The sequence below is a fragment of the Moorella sp. E308F genome (assembly GCF_006538365.1).
Lineage (GTDB): Bacteria > Bacillota > DSM-521 > Neomoorellales > Neomoorellaceae > Neomoorella.
In genome coordinates this window covers 172,259-188,450 of record NZ_BJKN01000002.1, presented here as the reverse complement: position 1 = coordinate 188,450, position 16,192 = coordinate 172,259, and the positions used below count along the sequence as shown (strand labels likewise).

12 protein-coding genes are annotated in these 16,192 nt (G+C 47.2%); 2 read left to right on the top strand and 10 right to left on the bottom strand.

Translation table 11 applies throughout. The features are described 5' to 3' along the window. The first annotated feature begins 552 nt into the window (after positions 1 to 552). Positions 553 to 2,631 carry a sigma-54-dependent Fis family transcriptional regulator gene (locus E308F_RS07320; RefSeq protein ID WP_216364486.1) on the top strand — a complete coding sequence of 693 codons (2,079 nt, stop codon included), beginning with the start codon at positions 553 to 555 and terminating at the stop codon, positions 2,629 to 2,631. A gap of 211 nt (positions 2,632 to 2,842) precedes the next feature. Here the strand turns inward: E308F_RS07320 and E308F_RS07315 are convergent, their stop codons facing one another. The 10 genes from E308F_RS07315 to E308F_RS07275 form a co-directional block, all read right to left on the bottom strand. Continuing rightward, on the bottom strand, positions 2,843 to 3,655 hold the full coding sequence (locus E308F_RS07315; protein WP_141264304.1) for a 4Fe-4S dicluster domain-containing protein: 813 nt from the start codon (positions 3,653 to 3,655) through the stop codon (positions 2,843 to 2,845). Continuing rightward, complete coding sequence (locus E308F_RS07310) at positions 3,655 to 6,246, bottom strand: molybdopterin-dependent oxidoreductase (RefSeq protein WP_141264303.1); 2,592 nt, start codon at positions 6,244 to 6,246, stop codon at positions 3,655 to 3,657. Before E308F_RS07310 ends, E308F_RS07315 begins: the two co-directional genes overlap by 1 nt. A 130-nt stretch (positions 6,247 to 6,376) precedes the next feature. Continuing rightward, the gene (locus E308F_RS07305) at positions 6,377 to 7,552 is read right to left on the bottom strand and encodes a CynX/NimT family MFS transporter (protein ID WP_141264302.1); all 1,176 of its coding nucleotides are present in this window, start codon (positions 7,550 to 7,552) and stop codon (positions 6,377 to 6,379) included. Between the two features lie 1,024 nt (positions 7,553 to 8,576). Next, complete coding sequence (locus tag E308F_RS07300; protein ID WP_141264301.1) at positions 8,577 to 9,248, bottom strand: DUF1638 domain-containing protein; 672 nt, start codon at positions 9,246 to 9,248, stop codon at positions 8,577 to 8,579. 230 nt (positions 9,249 to 9,478) lie between these two features. Then, positions 9,479 to 10,102, bottom strand: coding sequence for a cobalamin B12-binding domain-containing protein (locus E308F_RS07295; RefSeq protein WP_141264300.1), 624 nt, complete (start codon positions 10,100 to 10,102; stop codon positions 9,479 to 9,481). 74 nt (positions 10,103 to 10,176) lie between these two features. After that, a complete protein-coding gene (locus E308F_RS15800) occupies positions 10,177 to 10,350 on the bottom strand; it encodes a hypothetical protein (RefSeq protein WP_172613362.1) in 174 nt (57 codons plus the stop codon). Between the two features lie 31 nt (positions 10,351 to 10,381). Further along, positions 10,382 to 11,554: a uroporphyrinogen decarboxylase family protein gene (locus tag E308F_RS07290; protein WP_141264299.1), complete on the bottom strand. Its 1,173-nt coding sequence runs from the start codon at positions 11,552 to 11,554 to the stop codon at positions 10,382 to 10,384. A 126-nt stretch (positions 11,555 to 11,680) separates the two neighbouring features. Then, the gene (locus E308F_RS07285; protein WP_141264298.1) at positions 11,681 to 12,481 is read right to left on the bottom strand and encodes a methyltetrahydrofolate cobalamin methyltransferase; all 801 of its coding nucleotides are present in this window, start codon (positions 12,479 to 12,481) and stop codon (positions 11,681 to 11,683) included. Between the two features lie 393 nt (positions 12,482 to 12,874). Next, entirely contained in the window at positions 12,875 to 14,092 is a 1,218-nt protein-coding gene (locus E308F_RS07280; RefSeq protein ID WP_141264297.1) for an LUD domain-containing protein, read from the bottom strand. Then, positions 14,089 to 15,114 (bottom strand): (Fe-S)-binding protein, encoded by a 1,026-nt coding sequence (locus E308F_RS07275; RefSeq protein ID WP_141264296.1) that lies wholly within the window; start codon positions 15,112 to 15,114, stop codon positions 14,089 to 14,091. Before E308F_RS07275 ends, E308F_RS07280 begins: the two co-directional genes overlap by 4 nt. A gap of 346 nt (positions 15,115 to 15,460) precedes the next feature. On the opposite strand from E308F_RS07275, the gene E308F_RS07270 reads away from it, so the two are divergent. Then, positions 15,461 to 16,147 carry a manganese catalase family protein gene (locus tag E308F_RS07270; RefSeq protein ID WP_141264295.1) on the top strand — a complete coding sequence of 229 codons (687 nt, stop codon included), beginning with the start codon at positions 15,461 to 15,463 and terminating at the stop codon, positions 16,145 to 16,147. Positions 16,148 to 16,192: the final 45 nt, after the last annotated feature.

The window sequence follows — 16,192 nt, the reverse complement described above, 5'->3', positions numbered from 1 at the left end:
GCAGTTTGGGACCAACTTATATACCCGTTACGTCTATATTTACTTCCAGAGGACTGCCTTCATAAAATCTAACTAGCAAAAATCGTGCCAGCAACGGGGTTTAAAATAATTCCTAGATTTAATCTCCGGATATCGCTCTGGCACTATATTAATCAAGGTAGCTCAAGTGCTTAACCCAAAAAATAGTGGCGGGTATTTTTCCCTTTTTGACACGGGGCATTCTCAAAAAAGAGACAACAAACTTTTAATCAATATTGCCAACCGCAATATCATCATGATATTAGTATAACTTTACCATTTCTATGGTGTATAATAGTGATAGAAATCACATGGTTATCCAAAAATTGTCTTCTTGAGTAGGTTGCAACAGTTATGCATGTACCAATCAGGTATAGCTCGGGAAAACATTCTCAAAAGGGGTGACTTAATAATATGACCTTTTAGTCAGCCGAAAAGGTCTGAACCTCGAATTACTTAAACAGAACGTTGCATTTTTTTCTCGGCCTAAAATCCTGCCAGGATGTAGGTTTTCTGTTTACTAGGAGGGTTGGTATGGAAGTTATCAGGCCTGATGTAGCCTGTAACGATAACCGGACCGAATTTATGGCAAATCCTTTTGACTATACCTTATTCCAGCGGCGCTGGCAAGAAATTCAGCATTGTAAACAACGTTTTCTATACCACAATGAAGATCCACGGACTTTTTCTTGTTTAAGCCCGGAGGTTGCTGCTTCCTGGTTAAGGTCACGCGAAAACAACATTGATCCTTTTGCCACAAAAATCGGGCATAATATGCCTAAGGATAAACTGGAGGCTATACTTGAAGAAAACAGCCTGTTAATTTCAACCACCAAAACCCTTATAAACGCATTTAAGCACCTGCTCAAGACTTCCGGCTACATTTTAAGCCTCCATAGCGCCAACGGTACTATTCTTTACCTTGAAGGAGATACTAACGAAATCTCCTATTTTAAGTCAATAAATGCGGTGGTAGGGGCGATCTGGAACGAAGAGACCTCAGGAACTTTAGCCCACGGGCTCAGTATGATTTTAAAATGTCCGGTCCAGTTAATGGGTCCCGAAAATTACTGTATTGCCCTTGAAGACAACATCAGTTCAGCCGCTCCTATCATGGATGAAAAAGGCGACCTTATTGGCACCCTGGTACTGGTACAGGCTCTGGGGGAACGGCCGTGGGAAAAAGACCTGAAAAATTTACAGTCGCATACCCTGGGCTGGGTTGCCTCCCTGGCGGTAGCTATTGAAAACCACCTCAAACTCAAAGAAAAAAACCATAGGCTCTTGGTTATGAATAATACATTAGAAACAATTCTCGCATGCATTGATGCTGGAATCATAGCTGTCGATTGTGAAAATAAGATTATTAAGGCTAACCAGGAAGCAGCTCTAATACTTAATCCAAACGGCGGCAAAGTTGAAGGCAGAAACATAAGGGACTTTGTGGACGACAGGGTAATGCAGGTATTAACAAGCCAGAAACCTGTTAATTACCTGGAAGCAACTATTCGCAACTGCAAAAAGGAACGCCACTGCGTATTTAGCATACAATTTATACCAGGCCAGAAAGAAAAACGCATAGAAGGTGCCATCATCCGTGTCAACCTGTCTGAAAAAATCAACAACCTTGTTAATGTGCGAACTGGTGCAGTGGCCAAGTATCACTTTGATGATATTATTGGCAACAGCGCCTGCATAAACCATGCAAAAGACTTGGCCCGTAAGTTCGCCGATGCCGGCGAAAATATTTTATTAATAGGAGAGAGCGGCACCGGAAAGGAGCTATTTGCCCAGGCTATTCACAATCAATACCGGCCCGAAGGTCCTTTCGTTGCTTTGAACTGTTCTGCGATTCCCAGAAACCTTATTGAAAGCGAGCTATTTGGTTATGAAGGCGGAACCTTTACGGGTGCCGAACGCAATGGAAGACCAGGCAAAATTGAGCTGGCTCACAAAGGAACCCTTTTCCTTGACGAAATAGGCGATATGCCCATTGAAACCCAGGCCACGTTGCTTAGGGTTTTAGAGGACAAGCGCGTCATGCGGCTGGGAGGTAGGAAGTATATTCCTGTTGACTTTCGCGTTATAGCTGCAACTAACAAAAATCTCTACCAGATGGTGCAAGAAAATCAGTTTCGTCTCGACCTGTACTTCCGGCTGGCGGTTCTCAAGCTAGAAATACCGCCCCTGCGCCAGCGACAGGAAGATATCTTGCTGTTATGCCAGCACTTTATAGAATACTACTGTAAAAAGACAGGACATGTATTGCCAACTATAAGCCCGGCTGCAAAAAAAATAATTTTAGAGTACGAATGGCCCGGTAACGTCAGACAGCTGGAGAATGCTATGATTTATGCCGTCAACATGTCCCAGGACGGCCTTATAGACGTCCAGCACCTGCCTAACGAAGTAGTGAGGGGAACCACCTTGAAAAGTACAGGTATTTGCAGCATAGCCGGGATAACCTCATTGGAGGAAGCTGAAAAGATAGTCATTCAAAACGCCATGGCTTCTACTGGCAACAATATCCCTAAAGCGGCGAAACTACTTGGACTTGGTAAATCCACTCTGTATAGAAAACTTAAGCAATACAAACTAGATTGCTCGACATAGTATTCCAAAAGCGCAGTACAAGTCCTTAGATTAAATTTAGATCAGTGAAATAAGGTGGTAGAGCAGAAGTATGCCGCGCAGCACGCCTCTACTCTACCACTTTCAAAAAGACTGTGACGGCAGGAATGAATGGGTATTTAAAAAGGGGAGCTTTATCTTGGCTCCCCTAACTAGCAAAGGCACATGAAAACGTCAAACACCTGATATTACATCATTCCCGTTTCAGCGCAATACTACCAATATTGACGCTTTTATCTACTTTCAGGTCTTGAACTTGATAAGGTTGATAACCGTTCTTTTCAATTTTTAGTGTATAACAGCCACTGTTAAGGCGTCTGATCCAAAAATCACCGAAATCGTCAGTTGTCTCTGTCCAGCTTTGGCCGGTCTCGTTGTTAATGAGGGATACCTGCGCCCCTTCCAGGACTTCATCGATATCCGGATCATAAACTTCCCCTGCTACAAAGAATTTAGGAAGGTTTAGGTAATATACCCTGGGTTTTAGACCGAGTTCAGGCTGTAATACCTCAGCCTGGGAGATTAATTCCTTTAATTCTTCTTCCTCGCCAAATTTTATCGCCTCTGTAGCACATGCTTCAACGCAGCGGGGGACTTCGCCTGCGTCAACCAGATGCGCGCATCCGGTACATTTCTGTGGTAAATTTAATTTGTCATTCCAGTAAATAGCGCCATAGGGACAAGAATCGACAAGATCCTTGCGACCTGTAGCCTTTTCGGGGTCTATAATGACCAACCCGTCGTTCCTCTTATATACTGACCCATCCCCGGCAACCTCAATACATTTTGCATTATCGCAATGCATACAAGGTCTTGCCTGATATTCGATTTTTACCTTTGGAACACTGCCATGTTCTATATCAACTAACTTCATCCAGAAGTGACCTGTATCTGGTTGGGGTTTGGCATAGGGTGACCAGTCGTTGTCAACATGTTCGTCTTTGCAGACCAGCTGGCAGTTATAACAGCCATTACATTTAGCAACATCAATAACAAATACTTTCATTAGTTTTTCACCTCCGTAATCCAGGCCTCGAAACGAACTCCATAATAAGGATCGTAAGGCCTGTTAAACGCCTCAGGGTATTGCTTTTTCATTTCCTCAATATCCACTTTTTCTACGCCTACAAGATACCCGCTCGTGACTTCCCCTGCACAATTCTTTGATGTCGTGTTGGTAGGGCAGATAAGATTGTTAGCTCCACCACGGTCGGCTTTACCAGGTATTATCGGATCTAGTCTTGCACCATGATCTTGATAAACTACCCCCCGCATTATACGTTCGGTAACATATGCCCCACCAAGTACCCATCCGCGATCGTTATATATCTTAACTACATCACCGCTTTTGATTCCCAATGCCTTTGCATCTACTGGATTAATCCAGACCGGTTCGTATAAATATCCATCCGGCCCTTTAACTTTACAAGTAGGAATCTCACGGAACCATGGTATATCATCCAGCTGAGCATGACACCGCCAGCGAGGATGATTGGAAACTATAAGAAATGGATACTTTTGGGAACGTGGATGCAAAAGGCTTTCTTGATGAGTTTCGCCGTAAGGTATCCAATGAGGCACCGGCGGACGTTCTTTATCATCCGGGAAGTTTTCAGCCAGACCTACGGAATAGAATTCAAGCTTTCCGGTCGGTGTATCCAGAGGATTGTTCTCTGGATCCTTATAGAACGGGCTGAAACCGGGTTCGTCATTCTCCCAGTCCTCAGCCGTAGGTATTACAAAGTATTCTTTCTCCCGAAATTCTTCATAGCTTATCCTGTCTTTTATCCCGGATTGTTCGTAACCGTCCTTAATTAAGTCCTCAATACTCTTACCTCTAGTGTATTCTTCGTAGAGGCCAAGTTTCTTTGCTACTTCCGCTACTGCTTCATAGTCGCTCTTTGATTCTCCTAGAGGTTCAATGCACTGCCCTTCGTAAAGGACTACATTGAAGCTGTCACCTAAAACATCAACCCCAAAGTCTTCTTCCTCAAACTTTGTGTTAATAGGCAGGATTATGTCGGCAAACAGGCAGTCATTTTCCATCCACGGATGCTGCATGACAACGCACTCAATTTTAGGACTGCGTAGAGCCTCAATCCACATGTTTCCACCATTCCAACAAGTGGACCAGCATGGGCTGTCGCTCCATATCATGTGAATTTCCGAACATCCCTCAGCAGGATATTTATACTGTACGAACTGATCCTCCTTGGGAATTCCTGCATATGTTATCCCGTACCAGGTAATGGGTTCGTCGCTCAAAATTGCTTTCGGGATGAGAGTTTTAGGGATAAACTGCTTTGGCACTGGAAATGTAAATCCCTGGTAGGCCCCTTCCGGGCTGGGTATTATTTCTCTTCGGGGCATTGGGTTCTGGTCATGCAAGCTGAAAAGCTGCCACTCAAAGAGCTTGAGCTGTCCCTGACCGGGTTTTCCTAAGCCCTGCATGCCCAAAAGGATTACTTCCAGACGTCCCGGCTCGTGGGCATAGCAGGACCTGATGTAAGAGCCGCCGTTATTGTGGGCAATGCTGGTTGCTTCCCGAGCCCATTTCCTGGCTAAAGCCTTAATAACCCGGGCAGGAACACCGCAGATATCTTCGGCCCACTTTGGTGTCTTGGGAACGCCGTCTTCTTCGCCTAGAACATACTTCTTAAATTCCTCAAAACCGTGAGTATGAGTGGCGACATAATCTTTATCATAAGTGTCTTCCGTAATCCATGTATAGGCAATAGCGAGCTGTAATGCCGCGTCCGTGTTGGGTCTTACAGGTATCCATTTATCCGCATGAACTGCTGCACCATAATTAAGGTCGGGACAGATGTATACGGATTTTATGCCTAGTTCGGTAAACCAGAAGCACAAACGGCTAGCCTGCAGCCCGCCCCATGCAAGCGGTGTCGTCTCTGGGTCGCAACCCCAGAACAGGATCATTTGAGTGTTTTCCGAAATATCCTTAATTAGATTGGCCTGCCTACCCTGGCCTACTGGATCCTGTCCCCAGACATGCTTGGCGCCCCAGTACCAGCCTTCCCAGCTGTCGGGCTGGCGTGCCTGGATGGTGTAACCGCCGAGAAGCTCCATCAAGCGAATCTGACAGCCGTGAGGACCATGAATGGTCTTAGTCTCGCCGTGGCCGTCCCCCTGTACCAAAACCGAGGTCGGGCCGTATTTTTCGCACACTCGCTTCAATTCCTTAGCAATTAATTCAGCAGCTTCATCCCAGGTGATACGTACAAATTTACTCTTACCCCTGTTTTGCGGGTTGCGCTCTCCTTCCGGATCCCAGTCCACCCTTTTCATGGGGTATAGTATCCGGTTCGGCGAATACGTCCGCTTCTTGTACACATAGTTAAAGGGGCTCAGAAGCGACTTCATCGGTGCTTCAAAGGTTTTCCCTCTGGCCTTAATCTTCCAGGGTCGCAATTGTTCTGTCTTATACTTACGGTTATATCTCAACGGTCGAATACGAAGAATTTTACCGTCCTTAACGTCAATTTCTGCCGAGTTTGATCCAAAGGCAAAGGAACACAAACCCAAATTCTTGTAATAGGTACGTACACCATTTTGGAGTTTCGTGTCCTTTTCCGTCATGGCATAGTATCCCTCCGTTAGTTTTTCTTAATTTTGTCATTAAGCATTGAAATTCGATCCTCGAGGCATTACAGGTTTCCCTTTAATTTTTGGCAAAAAACCTCCTTTCTAGAAAACAGTTCACCTCCTTTTACTCTGTTTTAGTGCGTATTAATAGAGTTGCCACCAGAGAGACAAGAAGCCCTGCAACTAAAGGATATACTCCCGCATCCCAACCTCCACTTGCTATAGCCTGACCTACAACAGGAGGTCCGATGAACATGCCACTGTTCTGACCAAGGATCACCACTCCCAAGGCTACGCCAGCAAATTGGGGATTAATAGCTGTTTCCGGAGCAATGGTAAAAACGCAGGTCGGAACAAAGCTTGCCGCCAGACCTAAAATAACATAATAAGAAACAAGAATTCCAACATTGCCCCCTACTTTAAAAGCCCATAACACTAAAATCGTACAAATAATGAAGGAGGCTGCCAGGATACCTTTACGATTTCCGAAGCGGTCAAGAACCCATCCAGCGAATATGCCGCCAGGTATAAAAACCAGGGTTACCAGGCTAGCGTAAAAACTGGCAGCTCCCGGATCCATCTTATGAACTTCGGCTAAGAAGGTGGGTGCCCAGGTGGCATAGGCTATAAAACTGAAGTTAAATGCGGCAAAGGCAATGGAAATAAGCCAGGTATTTATACTTTTCAACCCATGGCTAATAGAGATAGCGCCACCACCCTCTTCACTCCCACTCGCCGTTTTATTGGGCGGGGCAACAATAGCGCTATACACCATAAATGCAACTAAAGCAAAAACAGCTCCAAACCACCAGATACTGGTCCAGCCACCGAGTTTTGCAATTGGGTTGGCCAAATTATAAATAAGAAAACTGCCAACTGGTACCCATGTAGCCCAAATACCCATAGGCAATCCTCGTTCATGTGGTTCAAACCATATACTAATAACCGCCGGAGCCACGACTGCAATTAAAGCCAACCCAACGCCTTCGATAGTCCTGGCAATAAGCATAATCGCTGCACTTTTAGCCACAGCTCCAATTACTGCACCAATAATTATACAACCTAGACCTATTAATCCACTGTTTTTCGGCCCCAGACCTGCCAGGAGGAACGCTGCCGGAAGTGCCAGTATGACCCCGGCGATGCAAAAAACAGACATTAGCCATCCCGCCGTTGCCATATCAGCCTGAAGACTTTCCATAAGAACCTGCATTACCGGCGGTACTTTAAACTGGTTCAACGCTACAGCTACGCCCGCAAGATAGACCGCCCACATAACCGCCCACGCTTTTCTTTTCACAGTACACCCCCCTTTGTTATTCGGAGACTTCTAAACGTTCGTACACAAGCCCCGGTGACATACTCTCTCCTGGTAAAAACTCGTAGCGCTGTCCCTTTTACTGCTCCCCTCCTCCGGCTGTATATAAAGGTTTATTGCCCTCACTGCAAAAGAGTTATTTCTCCCATCATGTCCAAAAGCACTGGAATACACATATCTCATCTAGCAGCCTATGTGAAAAATATCCCAAACCCAAAAGCATCCTCTACTTCCATGATAAAAAGTGATGCTAAGTCCCCTATCTACCCCCACTTCGGTGGGGAAAAGTAGCTAACGTAGCTTATGAAAAGACATGGCCCCTAACCCGAAGTTGTCAGCAACTATTATTCACACGAGCTGCTAGCAGTTTTAATAACAATTTGCTTTTTATTTCTTATCAGCAGAATCTAGGTTCGCCTTACAATGAGGACATATTTTGGGGTTATTTCCTTGCCTAATTACTTCCTTTCCACAATTGGGACATTTAATCTTCTTGGCTACAGCAGGTGGTCTAAAGCACATTTAAGTTTCCTCCTCGCTAAAGTTATCAACTCTCATTTTTAGTCCTTGACATGTTACCGTGAGTTTTAATTTCAGGGTTGATTGCATGTTTTTAGATGCCTAACAATAATCATGGCCGTCTCCTTTACTTACTCTCTAGCGCACCAATATAAATCACCTCACTGATTAAAACATATAGCAATATCCGTGCCAATATTCACAGCTATTGGGCGCTGTCTTTCATCTTGATAAATCTCATAAATTAAGCCCCTGAGAGAAATATCTTTAAGAATTTATAAATACACGCGTTCTCATTTTGGAAATATTTGTCCCATAATGGGAAATTCCTGGGTGCTGCAGGCGTTCAGTATTCAAGGGCATGAAGCAACCGGCCTCACCTCCCCTTATAAGGTTAATCTTCCTTGTGCTTATCGTTACGTTCTTCATGGCTGGTACCTGGTAGGAGCCTTTCTGGTTCATGTACTGCTATACTTTATAAGCCTGCTCAGCGCAGTTGATTGCCCCCTGCTGAACAATCGTGCAACCCGGCCAACAGGACCTCTTGACCGGGCTGCACCTTCCAAAACTGGTAATCCCACGGCCCCAACAACAGTTGCCTCAAGTAATTCTTGTTTCCACTCGTGATCTCAAAACTTAACCCCAGTTTTTCCGCTACTTCACGAGCCGCTTCCTTAGCCACCTCTTCCCCTAGCCGACCAGTATTTATGAACATCAGGCGCCGGTAGTGGCAAAATAAGTGGCGCATGATGCGTCTACCCCGCTCTTTACCGTACCGTGCAAGGCAGCGTTCGTACTCCCGTATCAGGTTATCCTCCCCGGCCAGCCAACCGGCAGATAAAAAGTAAGTATCTAGCCCCCACTGACGTCTAGCTTCCCAGGACCCCAACAACAGAGGAATACAATCATCCACCTTGGGTATCACGAGGGGTGTGGTTCTGGCCCGCAGCCCCTCCAGGGCTCCGCCGCAAAGACCGTAGCCTAACAGTATAAAGTCACTGCCGGAGGCGCAATCAATGGCCTCCTGTAAAGCCTGCCGTAATCGCTCCGGGGAGCGGTGCAATTCCGAGTTCAGGAAGTGTAACTCACACCCCTGCGGAGCCAGAGACAAAATTTCTTCTTCCATAACTTTGCAGGCAATAACTGTATATCGCCCCATTCTCCTACATCCCATTCTAAAAATGACTTATTCAAACTTTAGCACCCGCCCCAAGTGGGAACAAGGTAATTGCGCCACCCGTCAAGCTGCACAACCTGCCCAAGGTAAATAACATATATTATTCTTCATAATATTCACTTTTTCCTCCGGGGACTCTTTTTGGTTAACCAATGAATTGAGGGAAGGGGCAATATATGATGCCCCTATCCCTCTTTTTACCGGCTTAGATCTTAGCCTCCAAACACCTCAGTAGCCGCTTTGAGCCCATCGCTGGCCGTAGTAGCAAAATAATCTGCGCCCACATGCTTTCTAACTGTTTCATTAATATAATTGCCGCCAATTATCACTTTGGTATTTAGACCCTCAGCTCGCAAGGCTTCAATGGTCTCCTTTAATGCCCCCTGACAACTGGTTAAGAGCACGCTCATGCCTACCAGGGGCGCGCCCGTGTCCTTAACAGCCTCGACAAATTTTTCTTTGGGTACATCCACTCCCAAGTCAATCACGTTGTATCCCGAACCTTTGAGAAGCATTATGACGATATTCTTACCCAGGTCGTGGATATCTCCTTTAACCGTACCGATAACAATAGTTCCCTTATGTTCTGCGCTCTCGCCGCTCAAATGAGGCTCTAAGATGTCCATGGCACCTTTCATGATCTCGCCGGCCATAACCAATTCGCTCAAGAAATAATCCCCGCTCTCAAAGCGGTTGCCTACTTCCACCATTCCTTCCTGTAGAGCTTTGACAATTTCCAAAGGAGCAACTCCGTTTCCTAATAATTCTTTGACCAAAGTGAGAACTTGTTCTTCTTCTAATTCAGCCATGGCTTTCGGCAGGGCCTCTTTGGGCATAACTACCCCACTCCTCTCAATATATTTAACAGCGCTCCATTACCTGGAATTAATTTTCCTTTATCACTCGATATTTAGCGCTGTACCCAGAACCAGATAAAAGCATAGGCAAAGGCGTCAAGCTTTTCCCATTCCTTTTTTACAATTTCCTCGTTGCCGGCTAATTGCCCGAATTCTTCTTTTTTAATCTTCCACGGTACACACGAACCTGCTTCTGCCACAAAATCTTTTGCCTTAATTTCGGCCATTCTGTCCACCTCCTCTTACCCCTGTCAAAGTTTAATAAACACCGTACTCCCTGGCTGCCTCGAGCATGGCAACAATGTTTTCCCTTTTGGCGTCGCCCATGACCACTCCGCCAGCGGCAAGGACAAACCCTCCATCGCCACCTAATTCCTCTATGGCTTGCTTGACACAATCCTTCACTTCTTGCGGCGTGCCATAGGTGAGCAGGGTAGTTGGCACACCTCCGTAAAGGCAGAATCTGCCTCCCAGCACCTCTTTGGCTTTCTTGGCATCAGTTAAGTCAATGCAAAAAACGATGCTCTTATCCGGCAATTCGGCTATCTTGTCCAAATACGGCGTCCAATCGCCTTCGGCAAAGAAGAAAGTCCTTTTCCCCATGGCCCAAAGTCCTTCGATAACCGCCTTCCAGGTAGGCCAGTAGAATTTCTCCCAATGTTCAAGTCGTAAGAAGGGATAGGCTCCTTTATGGAGAGGAGCGAAACAGGGTAGAGAAGTATCTCCCCCCGCTGTGATCATGGCATAGGCTATATTATGGGGTACAATGGCTTCACACGCGGCCTGAACTTTCTCGGGCCGTCGGCGAAGGTCCAGGAGGATCCCTTTCGTGCCCCGCAAGGCATCGCCCAGGGTATCAAAAGGTGCCTTGGTAAGACCTGTCCCCGAGGGTACTATCCCGTATTCCTTCGCCCATTTTTCCCCTACCGCCGCCGACTTGGCGTTATGCATGGCAAAGGCGGCGGCGCTCTTTATTAAAGCTACAGTAGCCCGGTACGACCCTGGTTCGACAAACTCTTCACTTATACGTGGTAAATACTTGTTTGCCAGCCATTGGGTGGGATTGTCGATAAATTCGTCGTAGTCTTCTGGCTTCATATATTCTTCTTCTATATATTGGAATCCTGAATTATCTTCAAAATAAATCCCCGGAAACTTATATAGCTTACAACCCATGGCATCAAACATGGGGGGCCACCATAGATTGATGGAGCCGAACATAGCATCGAAATCCAGATCCCGGATCAACCCGGCAACAACTTCTGTCGCCTTGTCAACGTCGTAATACGCTTCCTGAAGGGTGGTATCCGTGTACTTGACCACCCACTCGCCTAGAGGAAAAACTACTGGCACTTTGTCAGGCTTACCGCCCTCCAGAGCTGTAGTGTAACGCTTAAACCGCTCTTCATAAAGCCTTTCCTTCTCGTTCATGATCTAATTCCCTCCCTTTGGCTTACTAAATAAACTCTTCTTCCCCATACAACATACTACCTTGAGTTGACCACCTTCTCACCTTTCTTGGGTGCTTCACCCCCTTTTTTGTAACTCACAACCCCCTTAATCCTCTAATGTTCCTTTTCTATACGCCTTTAAGAAGTTTTTACCAAAAGGATCGTTGCCCAATAATAATTTGACCGTACTCACCGCTGTCATGATCTTATTGTCCAGGGGGTCTAGTATAGCCGCGTCCATCCCATGCGCCATGCATATGGCCAGGAAATAGCGGTTGATGAGCTTTCGTTTGGGCATGTTGAAAGAAATGTTGCTTAAACCGGACACTGTTTTTACTTTAAACAAGCGTTTAATTTCGCTCAGGCATTGAAAAAAGATTACCGCATTTGCATGATTTACCGCTAGAGGAAGCACCAGAGGATCGATATAAAGGTTGTCCAAATTATAGTTGTGTTTGGACAGGAGCTCCACCATGCGCTCAGCAATATTGATACGGTCTTCTACGGTTTTAGGAATACCGTTGTCATCAACGGTCAGCCCAATTACGGGACACTGGTACTCCAGAATAAGGGGCAACACCTGTTCCAGGCGATTTTTTTCCAGTGAAATAGAGTTAATCAAGACACGGCTCTTATCCCCCTTAACAGTTTCCAATGCTTTCTCAATTACCGGACCCACCGTACTGTCAATGCATAAAGGCGCATCGGTTACCTCTTGAACAGTACGTACAATCCATTCCATATACGCTATTTCATCACTGCAGTGAGCAGTGTTCACATCTAGATAATGGGCTCCTGCTGCTGCTTGCCTGAGTGCCAGATCCTGAACAGCCGCCACATCTTTCTCCTCCATAATTTGACGCACGCTGGGAATTGCACTGTTGAGCTTCTCGCCAATTATAAGCATTTCTGCCAACCCTCCAAAAATACATGTGTTGTTTGAAATATTCGTGCTCCAACTACTTGTATATACTTATATTCTACTTCTGATCAAAAATTCCTTCTTTAAAAATAAAATTGGCTCGGCATTTAGTCCCCGAGTCTCATTCCAGCCATGCACCGATAGCAATGTTCGCGCCGAATAATCCTCATAAGTGTACCGTTCCCGTCCTGCCGCCAGTTCCACCGGGGCAATACTCATTTCCCTGCACCTCCATTCCTCTGGTATCGATTTTATTTCTGGTAGCTTTTTCTTTATTTTTAACCTGAGGGTTGCCGGTTGAGCAAGGGGAGTAATACCCGGAGCCGCCCGAATGAAGTTACTGAGCCTTACTTAGTCGCCGCTACTGCGTCGCATTTATTAACTGGCTTCATTGGCAAGCTCAACTATTCGCCGGCGCAGTTCGGCGATCATAGACGGAACATCGATGCTTACCGGACAGCGCTCCACGCACCGGCCGCAGCGGAGACAGGTGTAAATTAGCGGCACGGCATTATCCATGCCACCGGCCACGAAAGCCGTCCAGATGGCTCCTATGCCTCCCAGATAACGATAACCGAAATACCCGGCGGTCAGTTGAAAGACGGGGCATTCGTACATGCAGCCCCCGCATCTTAAGCAATACAAACCCTGCCTGAAGAGAGGATCGGCAGCCATTTCGCTGCGGCCGTTATCCACAAAGATAACGTGAAGTTCCCTAGGGCCGTGAGCGCCATAGGCGGTTACCTTTTCGATGTCTCCCGTCTTGCTGGGCCCGCTGATAATATTCACATAACCGGGGACAGTATAGTTGGCATAGCGCCAGGTAACTTCGGCCACTTTCATGGCCTCCTGGAAAGTGGGCACCACTTTTTCGATCCCCACCAGAGCGATATGCACCGGCGGGACGGCGGTGCATATGCGGGCGTTGCCTTCATTTTCAATAATAACCATTGCTCCGCAGTCCGCCGCCACTACGTTGGCACCGCTCATGCCGAAATGGGCTCTGAAATACTTTTCCCTCATGAATTCCCTAACGGCCCCGACTTCGGCGGCAATATCCGGAGGAATTTCCCGGCCGAAAAACTCGGAAAATAATTCCGCCACCTGCTCCCGGGGTACATGAATGGAAGGCGAAACGATGTGCATGGGCCTTTCATGCCGCAGTTGTAACAAAAACTCCCCCAGGTCTGTTTCCCAGACTTCGTTGCCTTTTTCGATAAGGTAGTCCCTTATTTCCAGCTCTTCGCCCAAAATGCTCTTGCCTTTAACCACTATCTTTCCTGTGCCAATGATGTCCGCCGCCAATTTCAAGGCGTCTTCACGCGATTTTGCCAAGTAGGTCTTGCCGTGGTTAGCTTCGATGGCTTGCCTGGCTTGAGTCACCAATTCATCCATGCGTTCGATGGCAGATTCCTTTATAGCGCGCACTTCCTCGGCCAACTTGGTCGTATGGGGGAAGCGTTTGAGGGCAGCTTCGGTATTATCTCGATAAGATTTAACACCCCGGGAAAGAGCTAGCTGAATATTGGGGTCATCGGAGGCTTTATTAAGCTCCGCCGTATACTTTTGCAACAAGCGTTCCAGCACCGAACTCATTTGGCAATCCCCCTGTAAAGAAACTCAATAAAGTCCTCAAGCTGGATATTCTTGTGCCCCTCACGTCGACCCTTATCGAGAGCCGCTAGGCAATAAGGGCAGAAGGTGATAACCAGATCGGCATTGGTGGCCGCGAGTTCGCCAACCCGGCGGGCAGCGATCTTCCCGGACAATTCAGGGAAAAGGACCTTGCCGGGCCCGCCGCAGCAGGTCGTCCAACGCCGGTTGAGCTCCGGTTCTATTAAATTAACTCCCTCCATCTTGCCCAGGATATCCCTGATCTCTTCCGTAATACCCAGTTCCCTGGCCATGCGACAGGAATCGTGGACCGTTACGTTTCCCGAAAAACCGGTAGGCAGACGCCCGGGGGCATCCTTAACCAGATCGTAGACCGCTTCCAGGAAGGTTTTAACTTCGTAATTAAAATTTTCCAATAGCTCGGGATAAATCAGCTTAAAAATTTCCGCCGAATGGGGCGATAGGCAAATGATGGCTCTGGCGCCGGTTGAATTAATTAACTCGGCAACCTTGCGGGCGTGCTGACGCAGGTCGCCTACGAAACCGTATTCATAAAGAAGAGCCCCGCTGTAGATCTCTTCTTCGCCCAGATAACAGATTTTTTTCAGGCCCATCTCCTGAAGGATCAGGGCGGCCTTGCGGCTGACATCCCGGTAGCGCTCCCGATCCCTGGAGCGCACGCCGGCAACAATCTTTTCGGGATTGATCCCCACCCTGTCGATCAGGTTGCGGACGCCCATCATCAAGGAAAATCCTACGCTGCCCTGGTTCATTCTGGTGAGCATATCTACCAGGCTATCAATGTAGGGGACCAGTTGATACTCGCCGCCGGTATATAAAAGCACATCCCCCTGCCGCGGCAGGTTGAGATCTCTGGCCCACCCAGCAACCTCATTTCCCTTAAGGCCCAGGGGATTGCCGTATTTGACAATATTCCCCCGGATCACTTCGAGAGTTTGCGGCAAACGATAATCCCTTGATTCCGCTTTCAGCTCCAGAGCCATTTCCGTCACCTCAACAGAATATCATATAAATGCCGTTTACCGTTCATACTAGATTAAATTAATCATAAATAAAGCGTATCTTCAAGGTTTTTTAAGCATGTATTCAGAATACCTGTTAAAGAAACCTCCCTTCGTCCCTGGATAGTAAACCCTCTTTCACATAGGCGCGGTTAACTTCACCTATAACCGCTGCATGTTTCCCCCTTGAAAGCCCATTCGGCTTCATCCCAGGCTTCCCACGCCTTTTCCATCTTGGTCCGGGTAAACAATTAAATCAAGCATGCTTTAACAGGGTACATACCATGAAGCCCAGTATGGGATAATAGACTAAGAAAGGGGGAATAACATGTTCAAGCACGATAAGAACCTGCTAGAAATGGTGCGTGTGGAACGGCCGAACCCAAACTACGCGGCGCTTTTGCAGGAGCAAATCGGGGGCCCCCACGGTGAGCTGAAAGCCGGGTTACAGTACCTGGCCCAAAGTTTTCGCATTCAAGACCCGGCCATCAAGGATATTTTCCTTGACATCGCCGCGGAGGAACTCAGTCACCTGGAAATGGTATGTACGGCAGTCAACCTCTTGAACGGCCATGAACCCCAGGCCATGAACGCCACCATCGGCAATGTTCAGGCGCATGTAATGACCGGACTCAATCCCTTTTACAGCAACGCCTCCGGCCAGGTGTGGACAGCGTCTTACATTGAAGCCACCGGTGACCTGCCCGCGGACCTGCTTTCCAACATCGCCGCCGAACAACGTGCCAAGGTTGTTTATGAATATCTGCACCGGCAAATCGCCGACCGGTATATTCGGCAGATGATCGATTTCCTGCTAAACAGGGAAGAGGCGCACAACACCATGTTCCGGGAATGCTTCCAGAAGGTCCGGGGCACCGGCTCCACCCAAAACTGGGGTGTGGACAAGGACGCCCGGCTCTTTTTCAACCTGTCCACACCCGGCAACTATGTGGGGTCCTCCCTGCATAACCCGCAACCACCGTCCTTTGACCAGCCGCAAATCCCGCCCCAGTAAGATAGTTGGGGACGGCTTTTGTCAAAAAGTACTATAGGGCAAGAT

Coding starts and splice junctions, on each gene's coding strand:
- E308F_RS07320 (WP_216364486.1), top strand. CDS start 553: ATGGAAGTTATCAGGCCTGATGTAGCCTGTAACGATAACCGGACCGAA.
- E308F_RS07315 (WP_141264304.1), bottom strand. CDS start 3,655: ATGAAAGTATTTGTTATTGATGTTGCTAAATGTAATGGCTGTTATAAC.
- E308F_RS07310 (WP_141264303.1), bottom strand. CDS start 6,246: ATGACGGAAAAGGACACGAAACTCCAAAATGGTGTACGTACCTATTAC.
- E308F_RS07300 (WP_141264301.1), bottom strand. CDS start 9,248: ATGGGGCGATATACAGTTATTGCCTGCAAAGTTATGGAAGAAGAAATT.
- E308F_RS07295 (WP_141264300.1), bottom strand. CDS start 10,102: ATGCCCAAAGAGGCCCTGCCGAAAGCCATGGCTGAATTAGAAGAAGAA.
- E308F_RS15800 (WP_172613362.1), bottom strand. CDS start 10,350: ATGGCCGAAATTAAGGCAAAAGATTTTGTGGCAGAAGCAGGTTCGTGT.
- E308F_RS07290 (WP_141264299.1), bottom strand. CDS start 11,554: ATGAACGAGAAGGAAAGGCTTTATGAAGAGCGGTTTAAGCGTTACACT.
- E308F_RS07285 (WP_141264298.1), bottom strand. CDS start 12,481: ATGCTTATAATTGGCGAGAAGCTCAACAGTGCAATTCCCAGCGTGCGT.
- E308F_RS07280 (WP_141264297.1), bottom strand. CDS start 14,092: ATGAGTTCGGTGCTGGAACGCTTGTTGCAAAAGTATACGGCGGAGCTT.
- E308F_RS07275 (WP_141264296.1), bottom strand. CDS start 15,114: ATGGCTCTGGAGCTGAAAGCGGAATCAAGGGATTATCGTTTGCCGCAA.
- E308F_RS07270 (WP_141264295.1), top strand. CDS start 15,461: ATGTTCAAGCACGATAAGAACCTGCTAGAAATGGTGCGTGTGGAACGG.